We start from the raw sequence: 18041 nt of genomic DNA on the forward strand, positions 1-18041 counted from the left end.
GGCTTCACGCTAATAGAAATAAATAGGGGGAATAGCCCCCATTTATTTTTGTTTCTTTGATCGATGCCAGGGGAAAGGATCAGAGTCAATTGGTAATTCAACATTGATCGGTGCTCCATTTAATTTAAATTGCAGGTCAAGACGTTCCCTGTATAAAATTCCTTTCGGGAAAATCTTACCGAATAACTGGGCGCGTTCGAGTGGCATCAGCTCCGTTTCAAATCCTTCTGCTGCTTCAAACAATTCATAAATGCTATCGTAGTTATTTTGGCTACTTCTTATTAAAATTAATTTTGCGTGAAGTTCCTGGGTTTCTGTATTCATTCGATCCAGCTCTGTTTGAATCTCAGTCTGCTTCTGTATTAGTGTCTCTTTATTAAATAATCCATCAAGAAAGAGGTCCAACAGATTATCTATTTTTCCATTTAGAGAAGCGATACGCTTTTGATTTTCTTTATGCTGTTTTTCCAATAACACTAATTTTTCATCATCATATTCAAGGTCAATATACTTCTTTGCATGTTCTTCACTCGACAGAATTTCTTTAATGGCCCGAATGATGTGGTGTTCAAAGCGGACTGTGTTAATCGCAATGTCGCATACACTTTGATCTTTAATTCTTATACGGCGTCCATGCTTTAAATAGTACCGAGGTGATTTTTTCGTCCCGTGCATTTCTAAATTTATCTTTCTCCCGCATTCACCACAAAGGAAGCTGGTCCTTCTTAAAATATGTAGATCATGTTTGACCCGGCTTGTTACTTTGTACTGCGAGCCACGCTTTGTTCGTTCTTCCTGGATCTGCTGCCATGTTTCTTCGGTCCTTAATTTGGGATACATATCTTCAATCGAAATTGTTTCTCCGTTTGAAAATGTTTTTTCCATGACACCATGAAAAGCTTTCGAGATCAGCCGGCGATGTACAAGTGTTTCATTCCAATGTGTCCCTGAAGGTGTAAGAGAAATTTTGTTGAGTTCATCTGAAATCGCCATCATACCTAATTGCTTTTCTAAATACAAGTTGTCGATTAAAGGGATTACCCATGCCCATTTTTCGTCTAATTCGTATTTTTCTTCTGTTTTATTATACAAATATCCGAGAGGAGCTTTACCCCAGCCTTTACCTTCACGCATGCGCTGCCTTTTTCCACGCATCATTCGCCGGACGATGGACTTTTTCTCCCGCTTGGCGATTAGGTTTTTAATATCACTGATAAACTCTTCATCTTCATTCGACAAATCGGTTATACGGCCCGGCTCCGCTATTTTGACGCCATTGTCACGCAACGTAGCCTTTAGATATTCCCAGGCTATTGTATCGAGGCGAGAGAGCCTGTCCTGATCGATACAGAGCACTACATCAAGAAGTCCATCCTCAGCCATATCGAGAAGAGCTGTTAACCCTTTTTTATCTAATTTTCCGCCACTCTCGACATCTTTAAATTCACTAATAATTTTCCATCCTTGATTTAGCGCATAAGAAGTCAATTCGGTGTGCTGGGCCGATAAAGAATAACGATCTTCCTGCATTTTTGTTGATACTCGAATGTATATTGCTGTCCGCATTTCTTTCACCTCATTTTAAGCTTTTATGAAAAGCGAGTAGTATTCAATCTGCTGGAGAATACAAAAAGGCTTTTTTATCGTCCATTATTCAAGAGAGACCATACATACTTAATAATGAAAGGTAAATCAAAGGTCTTTTTGGGAATATACGTTCTCTAAAGTATATAACAGAGCACACCAATAAGAAAAGGGAAACGAATAAAAATTGTCACTCAAAAAATAAATAATAAACCGCTAATGACTACTAGCCTGACTGAAAACTTACAAATAAAAAACAGTTGATTAAATAACCAACTGTTTTTTTATTGCATACTATAATCAAATTATATTTTAAATTTACCCATAACTTCTTGTAAATTGGCAGCCATTTTAGAAAGCTCATTGGCGGAGGTGGTTATTTCTTCCATAGATGCTAGCTGCTCTTCTGTGGAAGCAGCCACTCCCTGGGAATGCATAGAAGTTTGCTTGGAAATACTGCTAATTCCTTCAACCGTTGCACTTACTTCTTCAGCTCCGGCTGACATTTGCTGCGCAGTGGCTGCCATTTCATGAATTTGTGTGCTTATGCTATCCATTGAATGTAGAATTTCGTTAAAGGTTGACTGGGTATTTTCAACGATTCCAAGCCCTTTTTGGACATCAGCTTTCACTTGGCCAATTGAATCAGTTGAACGGACCATATCTGCTTGTATTTCTTTAATCAGCTGCGAAATCTGTGTCGATGACTGCTGGGATTGCTCCGCTAGTTTACGGACTTCATCTGCTACCACCGCAAATCCTTTTCCATGTTCTCCAGCCCGAGCCGCCTCAATTGCTGCATTTAGTGCCAGCAAATTCGTCTGGTCGGCGATAGACGTGATCACCTGCGTGATTTCCCCAATTTCCTGCGACCTGTTATCAAGCAGCTTCATCACTTCATCACTTACGTCTACTGACTGGTGAATGGACTCCATTTGCTGAACGGTTTGCTCTACGTATTCGCCACCTTGTTTTGCTTTTTCTGATAGCTGCGCACCTGATTCTGCAATAGATGAAGAGTTTTCTGCCATATGCTGAATGCCCTGCGTTACTTCTTCTAATGCTTTTGCACTTTCTTCTACACTTACCGTCTGGCTTTCGGCCCCATTGGCTACTTCCTGAATGGAAACGGTGATTTGTTCAGTGGCATTGCCTGTTTGCTCTGCACCCGCTGTCAGTTGTTCAGATGATGCTGCGATTTGTTCTGAGCTTTCGTTTACTTCACGGATGACTTCACGTAAATTCTGCTTCATGACGTTGAACGAATCTGCCATGTCTCCGATTTCATCTTTATTTTTTACTTGAATATCTGCAAAGGAAAGATCGCCATCCGCAATTTGCTTTGCTGCTTCTGCCACTTTGCCCACCGGTCCGGCGATAATACGGCTAATGTAAAAAGCAAGTGCCAGCCCAAGTATAATGGCAAGGATGGAGAAGATTAAGATTGTTATTTTTAAATTGGCTGCCTGGTGTGCTGCTTTCTCACTTTCCGTCTTTAGTACATCCAGACACATTTTTTCTAGCTCACCTGCTTTGGCGGCAAACTCATTTCCGATAGGGGTTCCTCTCTCCGCAAGTAATTTCACATAACCTTCCGTATTTCCCGCTTTTTTATAAGTGAACACTTGTTCAGCTACTTCAGCATAATCGGAATGAAGTTTGTTTAATTCGTCAAGCAGCTGCTGTGCTTCAGGTGCAACAAGAACAGATTTCAAATAGGTTTCTTCTTTATCGTAAGCAGCAACGGCTGTTTTGTATATTTCAATATGATCCTCATTGCCTGAAATCAGAAACCCTCGCACATCTCTCATTTCTTTTGTAACTAAATACTTCAGCTCCTTAGCGCTGGTAACCTTTTTAACTTGTTCACCAATTAAAAAAGAGTATTGGTTGGTGATGGATGTGAGCTGGTATAAGCTGATTCCTGCGATCAGAACCAGCAGTGCAAGCACTCCTGCAAATCCACTAAACAATTTTTTGTTTATGCTCATTTTTATATCCTCCTGCTTGAATTAAAGATTCATTTTATTTTCAGTTTCATGTTATAGCATTATGGTAAACACCTTTTTAACAAACTAGGTTATACATCTAACCTTTGTAACAGTTCTTCTAAATCTGCAGCATTACTGAGTAAGTTATCAATATCCAAAAGAATTAATAAATCTTCATTTATTATTGAAATCCCTAAAACAAATGAGAGGTCTATGTCATGAAAATCAGGCTTTTGAATTGTAGCTGAGGAAATATCGACTACATCATTTGCTATATCGACGATTAATCCGATTACTCGATCATGTATTTTTATGGTTATGATTTGGGTATTGCTTGTTTCCTGTAAGTAGTCATATTCCGATAAAAAATAACGTAAATCCATGACAGGGACAACTTCTCCTCGTAGATCCGCAACTCCCTTCATATACGGCGGCAAATTCGGTAAAATCGTAATACGATCCATTCTGTCAATAGAGAAGACTCGTTGAATGTCCATACCAAATTGTGCATTCCCCACGTTAAAAATAATTGCTTTAAAATCTTTCATTGATTCTCTCTTTTCCTTTATAAATTGAAAAACTGCATACTCCGATAAGGAATATCCAGCTTAAAACTGTCATAGTTTTTTTAAACCTTAGACCCTCTGGCTTTGCGTCATCACCTTTCAATGATTTTACCCTTATCAATACTTTGAAATTGTCCGAGTAAAACTTGAGAATATCTATGTTGAAAGAAATCTCACTTTCAAACAAAAGATAAGTCTTTATAAGTCTAAATACCCTTAAATATTTAATTGAATAGCACTAAAGGATTATATACCTACATTTCTTTGGAAGCAATATTTGTCTCTATTTTTATGTCGAAAAATGTCGGATATTTGAAAGTTATGTGTATTTTATTCCATTAACTAAATTTTTAATGTAAGAACCTAAGTTCACGGTTACTTTCTTGTATGTTGTGAAAACAGGGAGGGGATTGCGAGATATTAGTCAACAGTACGTCCCAATTATGTATTATCAATTTTTGTGTCGGTTTGAAATAAAGTTAAACTGTTTATAAAAAAGTCGCACCGTTTTGAAAAAAGTTAAATCGTTCATAAAAAAGATGTACCGTTTTATTGTACAGTAGGAACGAACTGTTGATTAGCTTCGGTTTGTCGCACTAACGAATGGTTTGAGTATGGGGCTACGTTGAAATAAAAGAAAAATCGTTTTAAAGGAGACAAATAATGTTTGAAATCAAAACCTTTTTAGAAAAGCATTCATATGACATTGCAGATTTAAGTCTTTTTACAAGAGAACGGTATATAGGATTAGAGGAGTCATCCAAGTTTAAGGATTATTTTGCTTATCGAAAATTTAGTCCTGAGTATATCCAAATGGTTGTGACAATCAAGTATCAAAATAAAACAGTTATCGGGATCGATGGACCAGATGGTTTGAGTTTATGGGAACAAACGTATTTTACAGCGATTGAGCAATATCTGAAAAACCGTCAGGCTGAAACTATGTATGGCATTGACCCTGTTACATTAAAATGGACTTCATTAGGAAATGGTTCGTTACACTTTATTCTTGTCGGTGAATGGGATGAATACATTTTTGCGGAGGCTGTGCTTCCTGAAAAAGAGTTTTTAGAAGCGATGTTAAATGAAGCAGAACATTTTTGGCAAGTGCTGCTTGAGTACAAAGTGTTTGAGGGAGAAAACAAACGAAAAGACTCTCCAAAGGATTATCCAGCCCAAATGATTAAAGAAATAAAAGAATTGAGAGAAAAAGTAAAACTCCTAAAGTAAGTTGGGAAATTTCTTTACTCAACAGTTTCGGTCTACTGTGCATTATTCTCTGTTTTAAATGATCAAACTTTTTTATAAAAACTGAACGCTGATTTGCTGGGGAAGAATCCATTTGATCGATTTTTTTCAAAATGGATTCTTTTTGTGTCCCATAGAATAAGGAGTTACAGGGTATTTTTGATCAAACTTTCTTTTAGAGCTCCATTTTGCATGTAAATAACCAAGCTTTTATCAACATCTTTCTTTAACAGAGACAGCCATGCTAATAAGATTCGCACCATGGCGCATGAAAAAACGTCTTTTTGGAAGGATATTTTCAGGGTAGACAAGCATTAAAAAGACCAAAGAAAAAACCTGTCTCAAAAAGAGACAGGTTGGATGAGAATCGGAGTTTTACTTAATTATCTTTCGCAAGCCCATCCATCTTTATCGCGGTCGTGTTTCGCTTCATAAGCTGGGTGGCCTTTTTTCACGCCGTCCGGATACTTCTTGCGTAGTTCAGTACAGTTCTTAAACGATTCTTTCTTAGGTGGCGTAGTCGGTTTAGGTGCCGGTTTTGGAGCCGGAGCAGGCTGTGGCTTCGGAGCTGGCTTAACAGGTGCAGGAGCCGGTTTAGGCGCACATCCACCGTTTATTGCATTTGTACTCGACCAGATACCAAGCTTTGCTTTCTTCGCCTTTGCTTCGGCTGCTTGCAATTCTTCTAAGTATTGTGTATTTGGTGGGAAGATCGCAACCCGGGCAAGCCCTTTTTCGAGCAGCGTTTTATTGAACATTACATCGTTCAGGTAGATGTATGCCAAAATACGGCCGTATTTGTCGCGTGTCTGAATGCCGAGTTCAAGCTTTACTTCTTTGTTCAAGAGGCTTTTCTTCGTGAAATCAGAAGCTTCTGGACCAAATAGCTGTACACATTTCTTAGGATCTTTCGTTTCCGGCGTATCGATCAGAATAAGACGGATTGTTTCTTTTTTTCCTTTATAGGTGACTTTAATCGTGTCGCCATCGACGACTTCATTTACTTTTACTTTTGTAGCTGTTTTCGGCGCGGCCGCTTCAACTGTTTGAAGGGGTTGATCTGCAGCAAACGGTGCAAAAGAGCCAGCGACTAATGACAAAGAGAGAAGAGAGGCAGCAAGCGGTTTGAATAATTTGGATTTGAACATGTTTTTTGCTCCTTAAAATAAATTTTTTATAACATCTGTGCCAGTTGCTAATACCCCTTAGAGAAAGCGGGGAGCGGCAGATCTATTTCACAGTTTCTTTAAACTGACAAATCTAAATGTTCCACTGCTGGAAGGAAAATAGTAAAGCATGTGCCATTACCTAGTTCACTATCAACATTTATTTCACCACCCAGGGATTTAACGACGCTATAGACAACCATTGTTCCAAGCCCAGTGCCTATATCTTTGGTTGTGAAAAAGGGGTTTCCTAAACGTTCAAGCTGCTCCTCATTCATTCCGATCCCTGTATCTGCTATAGTGATCATGGCATCATCCCCAGATCGCTTCAGCCCTATTTTTAGCTTTCCTCCCTGGGGCATTGCTTCAATCCCATTTTTCACGACATTTATAAGGCACTGATGAACCTTTTCCTTTTCACCGACAATATAAATATTTTCTTCCAAACTCACTTCAATTTCTACATTATTCATCATAGCGTAAGGCATAGTAAAATTTTTGATATTAGTTAATTTTTTATGTATGTCCAATATCCTTATGTTCTCTAATGAAGGTTTTGCAAAGGTAAGATAATCCGTAATGATCGTCTCTGCGTTCTCCAAAGCCTCCAGTGCGGTTTCAACATATCCATTTTTATCTTGATCTGTAAGACCCGGCTCACGTAATAATTGAAGAAATCCTTTTGTAACCGTCAAGGGGTTTCTTACTTCATGAGAAATGCTTGCTGCTAATGCACTGACTGTTTTTAACTTTTCAAGCTTGTTAATTTCTTTAGATAGAGCGGCATCACTTCTTGATTTTTCGTTAAAGAACACAAAAAGTATAATCCCAATAGTTTGAATTGTTAGGGAACCAATAAAAAATCCGATGGAGTCTAGGGTAGTTTTTTCTGTCATAAATAAAAAGAGAAGTATTGTCCTAGAAATTACTCCAAAGAAAGAAGCTAATAGGGCAAGATATAATTTCTTTCTAATATCAATGGTCCTGTTAAACACAGGGATGACAGACCATAATGAAATCGTTAACAAAAAATATACAGTTAAAATTACAATAAAATCATCCACACCTAAATAAAAGCGATAGGACAACAGAATAAATGCTGAAAAAACAGCGACTCTACGTCCTCCATATAGGGCTCCAACAATAAAAGGAATTTGTCGCAAATCAGCGATATAACCATTAGGGGTGTGAATGGGGAATGTCATACATAGAACGATGGAAATCCCAGAAATAAGGGCAATGATAATTTCATTCATTAATCTATTCGTTTTTATTTCAAAAAATTTAAAATAAAGAGAGAAGAAGAAATAAACTAAAAAAATGTTGAACAAAAAGGAATGAATGTTATTAAAAAAGGTATTCAATATCTTAGCTCCATTCTGATAGTCAATTCATATTACTTTTAAAACTTCTGCACCAGCTCACGACTTTGCTAGAAATAGATATACTTTTGGAAAACTTCCAATTTTAATATGTTTAAATTATGTAAGATATTCACTTGTTTCTATTTTCCTATAAAACGAGGGGAAATTATACCATTTTCCGCCGACAAATTCCGACATAAATCGAGTTAGCTGTATTGAACAACTGCTTTTTGAATGATCCATCGGCGCAGACGTTCCAAAGCAAAATCATATTCCACGTTAAAAACTTCGCTTATTACCCTTGCTGCAGCATATTCAGTGTCCGGTAGATTTAAGTCCGGAAGCATGAAAGTAGGGACACAAAAATGATAGGCAAAAGCTTGGGCCTGCCATTCTTGCAGCTGAACGAAAGGGAAGGGCAGCTCTGTTTGATTGCCTGTGTGGCGTAGCAAGTGGCAAACTTCATGAGCGAACTCCTGCCATTGTTCAGCTCTCGATACGTTTTCATTAATCAGAATCATCATAATGCCGCCGACCTCTGCACACTTGCTTTTCTTATGACTATATCCCACCTCTATATTGAGTCTCCTAGCAATTAGCTCTATATCTAGCTGCTCTGGAGAAGTAATCGGAATTTTTGTGTATAAATTCTCAATAAAGTCTTCAAGATGGGATTTCACGTAGGTCATAAGGGACGCCTCTTTTCCAATTTACAATTATGGGAATGTATGTTTGGTAAGAGTATACAATAAAACTCTACCAAATAAAAGGCAGAGTTTCTAAAAAGCATAAAATTAATGTAAGTGGGGGATGGACAAAGGACAAATAAATCTCGGTAGAAACCGTGTGTCCCTTCAGGGTAAAAAGAAAAGCCCATTAAAGGGCTTTACGCGATATTTAAAGAAAGGTTTTTTCCGAAAAGTAAAGACTCAATTGTTTTGCCTTTTATTTCATTGTATTCTTCACGAGAAAAAAGTAAAGCTGGTTGTTCTCTCTTGTTAAACTGAATTGTCCAAACATCCAAGAAGTCCTTTTTATAAGCTAACTTTTCTTCGGTAATGGTTAAACCATCTGCATAATCTGTTGTAACCGTAAAGATTTTATAATCGTCTTTACGAAGATATTCAACTTTTAGAATTTTCCCACCGTTTTTTATGTTTCTTTCGATAACCTGATAATGATCGGTGCCTTTAAAATCCGAGGGTATGATCTCGTTTGTGTTCATTTTCATTTTTCACTCCTTATCCTTCATAGTAGGATAACTTTTTAAGTAAAAATCAATCTTACTATTTACGGATTCTTTAGCGTGTGCAAAATCCTCGGCATTATATGCAGTAATCCGCTTTTTTGTCCGCTCAAATGAAGTTTTTCGTATGTTAGAAACAATATACCCTATATTGTTAATTCTGTCACCAGCAAGTGTACCAGCATCTTCCCATAATTCAAAACCTTTCTCATCTAAACTAATACGAGTAAAGAGATCTGTCACTTTGCTATTAAGCCAAATTTCAAAGTCTGCTCTCATTTGTTCTAGCAGTATGAAGCCTTTTAATTCATCATGTTTAGCTTGTAATTCTTGCTGGTTGCTCTTCTCCATTTCACTCAATAAACTGTTATACTCACTGGCATCAATGACACCACTTTCGAGTAACTTTTTGTATTTTTCTCTTTTCTCCGCCAATTCTTTCTGCTGCTTAAATTCCAAGTTAATAGCAGTTTGAACATTGGTTTTTCTATATCTGTCTAATCCGCCTGAGCTAAAGGAATCTTCGTTACCTAAACCATATGACATATAAGATTTAATATCTCCACGTTTAGCAAATCTAATTGTTCCAGGTTCTTCATTTGGTGTACTTTTATCCCTTGGCGTACGGTTAGGCACTGGCGTTTTCTCTATGGCGCCTAAATTGAAAAAATCGTCAATAGATAGCTGAATAGTAATATTTGTTTGTTTAATATCAGCGTATGCTTTTTCAGATTTATATTTTCTCCATAGTTCTTCTAACTGAAGTTCTTTATGGTAAATTACATCACAAAAGTTATCACTTTCTCTTGCGTTAGGTTCTCTTATTAACCGAAGACCGCGCCCAATCACTTGTGCATATAGAGAAATTGATTTAAAAGGCCTAAACATAGATATGACCGATATATTTGGGTTGTTAAATCCTTCACCTAACATTTGAATATTAATCATTACGTCATATTCATTATTCGCAAAATTGCTGATTCTTGTCTCGTTTTCAAAATCTGAAAGATGTGAACTAACATAGGAGGCTGTTGCTCCTTCGTCTTGAAACCACTTTGTTAAAAGTTTTGCATGTTCATCATTACATGCAACAGCTAGAACTTGATGTTTAGGATAGCTCTTCCTTTTTTTCTTTAATGTATTTAATGTATGCTTAATTACGGTCTTAGAACATGATTCTGACATGATAAGAGTTTCATTTACCCACTCATCACCTAAGAGAGCCCGTGCTTGGGAAGGAGTATAAGTCTGGTCATTTTTTGGATTGTAAAACTCCAATTTATCAGGAATTTCTTCCTTCCTGATAATGTCTTTAATTAGCCCATTCTTAATGGCTTCTCCTAAACCAAATGAATAAATAGGATCGTAAGGATTATTTGAAACCTTTTGACCATCATTTCGAACCGGTGTAGCTGTTAATTTTATTATCTTGCTCGCAGTAAAGTGATCAATAGTTTTTTGCCACATATCAGCAGCAACATGATGGGCTTCATCAATAATTATCATATCGAAGAAATCTTTCTCTATTAGATTGGTTAAACATTGTTCAGGGCTGCTGCCAGTGATTTTATGTACATTTGTGATAACAATATCTGCGCTTTTTAATTTATCAATAGTCCGGTCTCTATCTGATTGATCTTTTGAGTTCCATCCTTTATAAACATAGCTTTTCGGGAACAGGTCTCGATCTAAGATAACATCGCGTTTATACCAAAACGTTTCCTCGGGGTTTGAGACTGAATCTAATTCTTGGAAAACAGTTTTCCGAATAATTTTACCTGGGGCAATGACTAAAACTCTCCCGGAACTCAATTTAAAAGGGAGAAGTGACATTAGTCCGGTTTTTCCGCATCCTGTAGGCATAACAATCAGGGTTTCTTTGTACTGAGGGTGTGGAAATTGTTCATAGAACGATACGGCTGCTCGATATGCTTCGACCTGAGGATCAAGCAATTTATCATTTTTTTCCACAAAAGGTATTACTCTTTGAAAAACACACATTATATAATTCCTCCTTCAGACTTTTTTCGCCTTCATCTGCATTCTGTTTCTCCACCAAAACATGTGTTACTAGCGGTAAATAGGTATTTATTTCTATTTTCCTACAATAATTGAAATGGTTCTAGGATTTTCGGTCGACAAAAGACGACAAAAAATGTCATTTTAAATATTTGTCATTAATTATATAATCAAAATAACGCAGAAAATGTTGGATACACAGGATTAATTAATAAAACTTGAAGGAGAAATCTCATGTCTAGGGTTAATGACTTACCGAATTCAATTATTATAAAAGAACTTGAGTCTAAATTAGAAAACAGTCATTTTGAAATTGATTTTTTAGGAATACTTAATTCTCTAAAAAGGACAGTAAGCCAAGAAATTTCGTACATAAATTTACTTTTTCCAGAGTATACACCTCATGATGAAAAATACCACATAAAAAATTTATTTAACATAGCAGATAAACTTCTTGATGAAAAAGTTATTAAAAATTTAAGTGTTGTAGAACTTTTTGTATTAGCAGCTTCATTATATGGCCATGATTGGGGAATGGCTGTCAGCTCAGGTGAAAGAGAATTCATTAGAAGCCTAAGTTCAATGAAAAATAAAGAAAATTCACTTGATGCAGATAGAGATTCTTATTTTTTAATTGATGATGAAAAAATGTTTTTTATTGAATTTTGCCAAAAAAATAATTTGAAAAGAGCTGAAGATGGCTCCGTTACTGTACCAGATGAATTCTGGAGAGAGTATGTAAGAGAGACACATGCATTACGAAGTGGGAAACGAGTCCTAGCTTTTATTTCAAAAGAAAATCAAGCTTTAGCAAGTGCTGTTCAGAAAGCTTGTGAAGGTCATTGGGCAGATTTTTCTGAAATTAGAAATTCTGATAAATATCCTGAATACTACTCGGTACTAAATGAGAGTATTAATCTTCGCGCTTTAGCTATATATGTTCGGTTGATAGACTTGTTAGACTTAACCGCCGATAGGACACCATATATTTTATGGAAATTTGTATCTCCGAAAAACTCTTATTCAAAGATGGAGTGGAAAAAACATAGAGCTTTACATGGACTCTCTTTTGCACCATATACATCAGGCAGTAGATACGTACAAGTTACAGGTGGAACTACTGAGCATGATGTTTACGCTGCTCTGCAAGACCTTAGTAATTGGGTTGACAGCCAGTTAAAAGGTTGTAAGGATGTAATGGCTGAATTTCATAACAACAAATATGTGCTTAATGTGTCTCATATAAAATGGTCTGTTACAGCTCAGGGATTTCATCCAATTCCTATAAAAATTGAATTTAATCGAGATAAGATGTTAGATATATTAAGTGAGGAAATTTATGACAAGGATGCACATGTATTTTTAAGAGAATTATTACAAAACAGTGTTGATGCTATTAGGATGAGAAGAGAATTATTGAAGAGTAAAGGCTTAGTACAGGATAAGTTTGGAGAAATCCATGTAAACGTAGAAAAAGATACTGAAGGTAATATGACAATAACTTGGAGAGATAACGGTATTGGAATGGATGAACATATTGTTAAAAACTATCTTGCTGTTGCCGGAAATAGCTACTACTCAAGTAAAGACTTTGAAAATTCAGGTTTAAAAATAGACCCCATATCTAAGTTTGGTGTGGGAATTTTGAGCTGTAATACGGTATCTGACTATATTGAAATTCAAACAAAAAGGGACCCTTATATTGGTACAGGGGAAAATACTTCTTTAAAAATAAGTATACCGTCTTTTAAACTATATTTTAGAGTAGAATTAATTAAAGATCCATCTGTAGATGTAGGAACAATTATAAAAGTATTTATAGATAAAATGAAAACAGTAAATAACAAATTAGTCAGTGAAATATTGAATGTAACTGAGTATTTATCTTATGTTGCGGGGTTTGTGGATATTCCGATTTTTGTAACCGAAAATGGGAATAAAACAGCTATAGTACATCCTCTCCATAAAACGAAAAATCTGGAAGAGATAATGAGATCAGAAACAACTGTTAAAAAACTTGGTTTAAATTATGAATGGGCTTCCGCAATATTACCTCAAGATTTAGAAATAGCTAAAGAATACTTAGAAGAAACTACTCTTGATATAGAAAAGGATTTAGGTATCAAGGGTTATGAAGGAACTGTTTCGTTTCTGCGTCCAAAAAATATAGACAATACAATATATAGTTTTAATGAAAGTATCGCCTTTAGTAATCACGACGAAGAAAGGATTTCAATAAGATATCGCAGTCGGGAAAATGCCAAAAAAATCCTTTCTCCGAGTTTACAATACAGTCCATATATTTCAGTATACAGAGATGGAATTCTTTTATCTAATGTAGGGAAAAGAAACCCTTACAATGAAGATATGTTTATTCCTGTAAAAATTACCGTCAATATTCCCAAAAATGAATTTTCTAAAATTAATATAGCACGTTCTAATATAGTAGGTGAAAATTCTAATTGGGAAAAGACTATTTTAGGAGCGTTAATTGAGTACGTATTAAAAAAGAATTTAGAAGAAAAAAATATAATAAATTTAGCAAACGATATAGCTTATCTTAATATTAAGCCAGAATCAATTCCTACAGAAATTTTATATAATAACTTTTCTGTTCCTTTTTTATGTAAAAATGGCCAAACAATTTTTAAGAAATTAACCGAAATCGAAGAAACAGAAGAACTATATCAAATTCCAGAAACTAACAGTGAATTTTCTGGATGGTTTTTAAGCACAGAAACGAGTCAAAAGAAAAATCCATATAATAATTGGCAAGGTGTCAACTCATTTATAGGTACCAATGACTATTTTACGTTTGCAACTTCATCGATATTTCATTCTCTGAGTAGGATAGTAATGAATATTATCAAGGAGTATTTCTATTGTCAAAAAATACAGTTCGTAGAGGGACCGTTTAAATCACAGGTACCTTTATTTCAAGAGATATGGTCACGCAAACCGGAAGATGCAAAAGATTTTGATTTTGAGAAGACATTAGTAGAAGTTGCACAAGGAAATGAATTAGAGGATTATAAATACAATTTACTTATTAAAGAAATTAAAAAAATTACTTATAACAATAAAGGAATAATAGAAATTAGAAACCTGCCGGATTTTGTTACATTTAAAGGGAAATTTAAAGATTATTTTGGGTACAGTTCCACAAAGATTAATATTGGTCATCCAAAAGGTAAGAAATTAATAAGAATCTTAGCTAATATAATTCTTCAAGCTTTAACAAACGATATTTCAGCTGCAGGCCGAGGAAGTTTAGAAGATGCTTTTTCTAAAACTTTCTCTTATTTTGAAAATAAAAATGCTTTAAATAAAACAATTAGTAACTATTCTAGACTCTTCGAAAAATTGATAGAGATTAAAATCATATCACCTGAAGAAATGAAAGAACTCTTGTTAGATAAAGAGGATTTTATACCGAGCAGTTTTGAAATGCATCGATATGAGTATAAAAAGATAGAAGATTTTAATGACTTGGAATGGGGTTTCATCTTAGAGTAGGTATGAATAAAAAAGTTTTTAATGAATAATTCCAGTTATTTGAAAGTATGTTACCGATTATAGATCTTTTATGATAAACTGTTTCAAAAACGTCCGAATGCATAAAATAATAATGAATTTGAATATTAAAAAGACGCTCTTACATATTGTAGGCGTCTTTTTAATATTCTTTATTGTTTGTGGCACTTAAAAAATGCTGTTCGTGGCAGTATATTTTTTGAATACGCTGCGCTTTACATGGAGTAGCGGATGGGTTAGGCTAATTGCCCAGAAAAGCTTGTTGCTCTGGTCTTTTCAAGAAAATCTGTACGCAGAGGCACCATGTCAAGCGACAAAATTAGAATGAATAAATTATATATGACCGCGCGACAGAAAGGAACAGTTTACGATAGATAAAGTGACACACATTACTGAAAGTTAGCTCAGGCAGCTTGTCGTTTGACATGGAGCCTCTACGAACATAATTTTATGAAAAATCCAGTCACAGCAATACTTTTGCCTGCGGAATCAAGCTATTACGTTCGCCTCTCCATGTAAAACGCACGTCTTTTACTGGTAAAAAGTGTCGCGCCTTTATCTATCGAAAGTTGTCTCATCTTATCTGGCGGTTACATTATATTAATAACGAATAAATACACTGCCATTTAGTACATCAGTTAAATGCCAAATACACTGAATTCATTATCAATTCATCGGGATTTTTGTTTTGCTTTAAATACAGTCTACCAAACATAAGGTCAAAATAAATAACACGCCGCAGCGTGTTATCTTTTATTTAATCCTCTTTTTTGATGATCTCCCAGAATTCCTGCAATTCTCCAACCTGTTCCTCTGGTGAATCGGCCATTTCTTTAAAGAAGAGACTCAGTTCTTGATTATCGAAAATATTTATATCAAGTAATAAACGAGTATTGCAGTAAGAGCATTAGGTAACCCAATTAGTAGCAGCCTGTTAGTTATGAAGAATTTTGACTCCCTGTCTTCTTTTGTTTCAGGGAGTACAGTTCCTCTAAAACCGTCTACATCCGGAAATGCCCCTAAAGTTGAAGCGCACATTACCAACAATGCTATGGTTACCCCTCCTGTAATCTTATAGAGGAGGGTCAAATCGCTGGAGAAAACTGAAATAAAAAAGGCTACTGCAACAATACTAACCCCTATAAAAAAAGCCTTCATGTTTTATCTTCCTCCCTTTAAATAAACATAAAAAAGAAAAAAATCCCATGAAACTTATAAAAATAATACACGCCGCAGCGTGTTATTTTTTATGTAATCCTCGTTTTTTTATGATCTCCCAAAACTCCTGCAGCTCTTCCAACTGTTCTTCCGGTGAATCGGCCATTTCTTTAAAGAAAACATTCAGCCTTGGATTGTTGAAAAACTCCATCATTTCTTTTTTATCCTTAGCAAGACTAGAATTATCATTAGTGTTTCCTTTGATTATATAGTCAGTCGTAACATCGTAGAAAGCAGCTAATTGTTCGAGCGTTTCAAAATCTGGCTGAGTCTTACTTAGTTCGTACCGAGCATACGTAGAACGATTAATACTTAATCTATCTGCAACTTCTTGCTGAGAAAGATTTCGAGCTGTTCTTAACGACTTTAAACGGTCCCCGTAAGTCATGTACTCCACCTCAATATTTTTAACTTAGTATGACTTCAATTATAAGTGAAAAAAATGCACATAAATTGTTTTGTGCAAAAAATGAACAAAAATAGTTGACTGTGCAAAAAATGCACGTTATTATTAGTGTAGAAAGTGCACAAAGGAGGTGAAGATATGAAGAATAACTGGTTAGCAGATAAACGTAGCGCTAAAGATTATTCTCATCAAGAAATTGCTGATTTAGTAGGGATCGACAGATCATATTACACTAAGATTGAGAATGGTCTTGTTCCAAGTGTAAAGGTGGCTCAATCAATAGCAAAACATTTAGAGTTTGAATGGACAATTTTTTTTGCGAGTGATTGTGTAGAAAATGCACAAAATAAATTAACTCAGGAAGTCAGCTAAGAAAGGAAGGTGATCAAAAATAGGGGCGCTGTACGGCCTCACCTTCCCCAAACGGCGAAATTTGCTGTCAAAACATTGTTCCCATTTGAGAATTTTTTATTCTTAATAGAGAACAAGAAGAATTTTGTCGATGACTTTTAGAAATAACGACACAGCATAAAAAGGCGGTGATCTAAATGGAAGGTCAATTTTATGACAAAGACATTTTATTAAAACGAATGGCGATCCCAGGCAAAATTGCTGAACTCAGTTACGTTGATCAAGAAGCCGCTGTCCATTTCATGAGAATTTGGGGCGAAAAGAAAATGCCGATTACAACGCTTTTTGAGGAACTAAATTCAGCACTGGCGGAAAAAGCCAGCTGATTGCTTCTACTAAAAGATTAATTCAATTAGGGGTATGAAGAAAGTCACGATTAAATACAAAAAGATGGGAGTGATTCAGTTGGAGATAAAGAAATCAATAAATGCAGGTGAAATATTTGAAAGATTAATTGAAGAAGAGGACATCACAGTTAATCAGCTTTCCTTTGACATAGGCGTTTCGCCACAAATGGGGAGTCATATAAAAAACGATAGACGCCCTCTTCAAAAGGACATCGCCAAAAGAGCGATCAATGTGTTTAACGACTGTCCGGCTTTCGTAATGGACCTGATCTTCGAGTTTAGCAGTGGCTTTACCCCGCCAGTCTTAAGAGGCAAAGCCATCGAGCAGCACCGACTGTCATTCAAGCATTTTTTACTCAAGGAATGGACAGACGTTTATGGGCGAATAAATTCAGAGGAATTTGACTGGTGCAAGCCTTCTGATGAAGCCAGTAAAGCTGAAAAGGATTGGTTAAAGGATTTGATCATCGAATTGAATGAAGTGGAAATGGCTGCGGCAAACTTTCGGCGTCATCTGCATGAAGCATATCTTATAAACCCGAAACAGGTTAGAGACGAGACGCTGACCCGGATAAAAGCGAAAGGCTGGGTTGAAGCGTGAAAGTAAAGGACAAGCCAAGGAAGCGACGACAGCCGTATACAAGGGTTCAGAAAATGGTCATTCGATTAAATCAAAAAAATATCCCAGTGAAAGCGGTGAATAAACATGGCGCAATGGTTTTTTGATGCAGGAGTGACGTTAAGTCTAACAGGAGCAGCACTTTGCTGTGGAGGGATTGGCTGGATTTGCAGGGGCGTGTGGGGTCGGTACAAAGAAGACGCAAAAAAATAACGCCCGCTGGCAAGAGCGGACGTCGGTGTTAGATGACAAAAACATTATACCACATTTTCTTAATCGGTGGGCACTTCGGTGCTCGTCAACGGCGATCGGAACGGGCTTC

At 36.1% G+C, this 18041-nt stretch carries 15 protein-coding genes and 1 riboswitch; of the genes, 5 read left to right on the top strand and 10 right to left on the bottom strand.

Annotation, left to right across the window (positions count from 1 at the left end; genetic code table 11):
- Nucleotides 1-42: 42 nt before the first annotated feature.
- From VQ00_RS04250 to VQ00_RS04260, 3 genes are all read right to left on the bottom strand, one after another.
- Complete coding sequence (locus tag VQ00_RS04250) at nt 43-1566, bottom strand: recombinase family protein (RefSeq protein ID WP_046178812.1); 1524 nt, start codon at nt 1564-1566, stop codon at nt 43-45.
- 323 nt (nt 1567-1889) lie between these two features.
- Complete coding sequence (locus tag VQ00_RS04255; protein WP_052728318.1) at nt 1890-3575, bottom strand: methyl-accepting chemotaxis protein; 1686 nt, start codon at nt 3573-3575, stop codon at nt 1890-1892.
- 89 nt (nt 3576-3664) lie between these two features.
- Complete coding sequence (locus tag VQ00_RS04260) at nt 3665-4123, bottom strand: chemotaxis protein CheW (RefSeq protein ID WP_046178814.1); 459 nt, start codon at nt 4121-4123, stop codon at nt 3665-3667.
- A gap of 51 nt (nt 4124-4174) precedes the next feature.
- Nucleotides 4175-4264, bottom strand: a riboswitch (cyclic di-GMP riboswitch).
- A 540-nt stretch (nt 4265-4804) separates the two neighbouring features.
- On the opposite strand from VQ00_RS04260, the gene VQ00_RS04270 reads away from it, so the two are divergent.
- Nucleotides 4805-5371 (top strand): hypothetical protein, encoded by a 567-nt coding sequence (locus VQ00_RS04270; RefSeq protein WP_046178816.1) that lies wholly within the window; start codon nt 4805-4807, stop codon nt 5369-5371.
- Nucleotides 5372-5772: 401 nt separating this feature from the next.
- On the opposite strand, the gene VQ00_RS04275 is transcribed toward VQ00_RS04270, so the two are convergent.
- From VQ00_RS04275 to VQ00_RS04295, 5 genes are all read right to left on the bottom strand, one after another.
- Nucleotides 5773-6537, bottom strand: a complete 765-nt coding sequence (locus VQ00_RS04275) for a thermonuclease family protein (RefSeq protein WP_046178817.1) — start codon at nt 6535-6537, stop codon at nt 5773-5775.
- A gap of 98 nt (nt 6538-6635) precedes the next feature.
- Nucleotides 6636-7919: a sensor histidine kinase gene (locus VQ00_RS04280; RefSeq protein ID WP_046178818.1), complete on the bottom strand. Its 1284-nt coding sequence runs from the start codon at nt 7917-7919 to the stop codon at nt 6636-6638.
- A 206-nt stretch (nt 7920-8125) separates the two neighbouring features.
- Nucleotides 8126-8608: an ImmA/IrrE family metallo-endopeptidase gene (locus VQ00_RS04285; RefSeq protein ID WP_046178819.1), complete on the bottom strand. Its 483-nt coding sequence runs from the start codon at nt 8606-8608 to the stop codon at nt 8126-8128.
- 197 nt (nt 8609-8805) lie between these two features.
- A complete protein-coding gene (locus tag VQ00_RS04290; protein ID WP_046178820.1) occupies nt 8806-9150 on the bottom strand; it encodes a hypothetical protein in 345 nt (114 codons plus the stop codon).
- 3 nt (nt 9151-9153) lie between these two features.
- Nucleotides 9154-11166 carry a DEAD/DEAH box helicase gene (locus VQ00_RS04295; protein WP_046178821.1) on the bottom strand — a complete coding sequence of 671 codons (2013 nt, stop codon included), beginning with the start codon at nt 11164-11166 and terminating at the stop codon, nt 9154-9156.
- A gap of 252 nt (nt 11167-11418) precedes the next feature.
- Between VQ00_RS04295 and VQ00_RS04300 the strand changes: the two genes are divergently transcribed.
- The gene (locus VQ00_RS04300; protein WP_046178822.1) at nt 11419-14700 is read left to right on the top strand and encodes an HD domain-containing protein; all 3282 of its coding nucleotides are present in this window, start codon (nt 11419-11421) and stop codon (nt 14698-14700) included.
- A gap of 888 nt (nt 14701-15588) precedes the next feature.
- Here VQ00_RS04300 and VQ00_RS04305 read toward each other — a convergent pair.
- Entirely contained in the window at nt 15589-15876 is a 288-nt protein-coding gene (locus VQ00_RS04305) for a DUF5316 domain-containing protein (RefSeq protein WP_046178823.1), read from the bottom strand.
- Between the two features lie 82 nt (nt 15877-15958).
- Nucleotides 15959-16324, bottom strand: coding sequence for a helix-turn-helix domain-containing protein (locus VQ00_RS04310; RefSeq protein ID WP_046178824.1), 366 nt, complete (start codon nt 16322-16324; stop codon nt 15959-15961).
- 156 nt (nt 16325-16480) lie between these two features.
- Here VQ00_RS04310 and VQ00_RS04315 point away from each other — a divergent pair, with 156 nt between their 5' ends.
- The 3 genes from VQ00_RS04315 (at nt 16481) to VQ00_RS04325 (ending at nt 17701) form a co-directional block, all read left to right on the top strand.
- Entirely contained in the window at nt 16481-16714 is a 234-nt protein-coding gene (locus VQ00_RS04315; RefSeq protein WP_046178825.1) for a helix-turn-helix transcriptional regulator, read from the top strand.
- 176 nt (nt 16715-16890) lie between these two features.
- Complete coding sequence (locus VQ00_RS04320; RefSeq protein ID WP_046178826.1) at nt 16891-17079, top strand: hypothetical protein; 189 nt, start codon at nt 16891-16893, stop codon at nt 17077-17079.
- A gap of 34 nt (nt 17080-17113) precedes the next feature.
- Entirely contained in the window at nt 17114-17701 is a 588-nt protein-coding gene (locus VQ00_RS04325) for a helix-turn-helix domain-containing protein (RefSeq protein WP_046178827.1), read from the top strand.
- The last annotated feature ends 340 nt before the right edge of the window (nt 17702-18041 follow it).

The organism is Domibacillus tundrae (genome assembly GCF_000970675.1).
GTDB lineage: Bacteria > Bacillota > Bacilli > Bacillales > Domibacillaceae > Domibacillus > Domibacillus tundrae.

Excerpts from the sequence above, each read along its gene's own strand:
- VQ00_RS04250 (WP_046178812.1), bottom strand. The coding sequence starts at position 1,566 with ATGCGGACAGCAATATACATTCGAGTATCAACAAAAATGCAGGAAGAT.
- VQ00_RS04255 (WP_052728318.1), bottom strand. The coding sequence starts at position 3,575 with ATGAGCATAAACAAAAAATTGTTTAGTGGATTTGCAGGAGTGCTTGCA.
- VQ00_RS04260 (WP_046178814.1), bottom strand. The coding sequence starts at position 4,123 with ATGAAAGATTTTAAAGCAATTATTTTTAACGTGGGGAATGCACAATTT.
- VQ00_RS04270 (WP_046178816.1), top strand. The coding sequence starts at position 4,805 with ATGTTTGAAATCAAAACCTTTTTAGAAAAGCATTCATATGACATTGCA.
- VQ00_RS04275 (WP_046178817.1), bottom strand. The coding sequence starts at position 6,537 with ATGTTCAAATCCAAATTATTCAAACCGCTTGCTGCCTCTCTTCTCTCT.
- VQ00_RS04285 (WP_046178819.1), bottom strand. The coding sequence starts at position 8,608 with ATGACCTACGTGAAATCCCATCTTGAAGACTTTATTGAGAATTTATAC.
- VQ00_RS04290 (WP_046178820.1), bottom strand. The coding sequence starts at position 9,150 with ATGAAAATGAACACAAACGAGATCATACCCTCGGATTTTAAAGGCACC.
- VQ00_RS04295 (WP_046178821.1), bottom strand. The coding sequence starts at position 11,166 with ATGTGTGTTTTTCAAAGAGTAATACCTTTTGTGGAAAAAAATGATAAA.
- VQ00_RS04300 (WP_046178822.1), top strand. The coding sequence starts at position 11,419 with ATGTCTAGGGTTAATGACTTACCGAATTCAATTATTATAAAAGAACTT.
- VQ00_RS04305 (WP_046178823.1), bottom strand. The coding sequence starts at position 15,876 with ATGAAGGCTTTTTTTATAGGGGTTAGTATTGTTGCAGTAGCCTTTTTT.
- VQ00_RS04310 (WP_046178824.1), bottom strand. The coding sequence starts at position 16,324 with ATGACTTACGGGGACCGTTTAAAGTCGTTAAGAACAGCTCGAAATCTT.
- VQ00_RS04315 (WP_046178825.1), top strand. The coding sequence starts at position 16,481 with ATGAAGAATAACTGGTTAGCAGATAAACGTAGCGCTAAAGATTATTCT.
- VQ00_RS04320 (WP_046178826.1), top strand. The coding sequence starts at position 16,891 with ATGGAAGGTCAATTTTATGACAAAGACATTTTATTAAAACGAATGGCG.
- VQ00_RS04325 (WP_046178827.1), top strand. The coding sequence starts at position 17,114 with ATGAAGAAAGTCACGATTAAATACAAAAAGATGGGAGTGATTCAGTTG.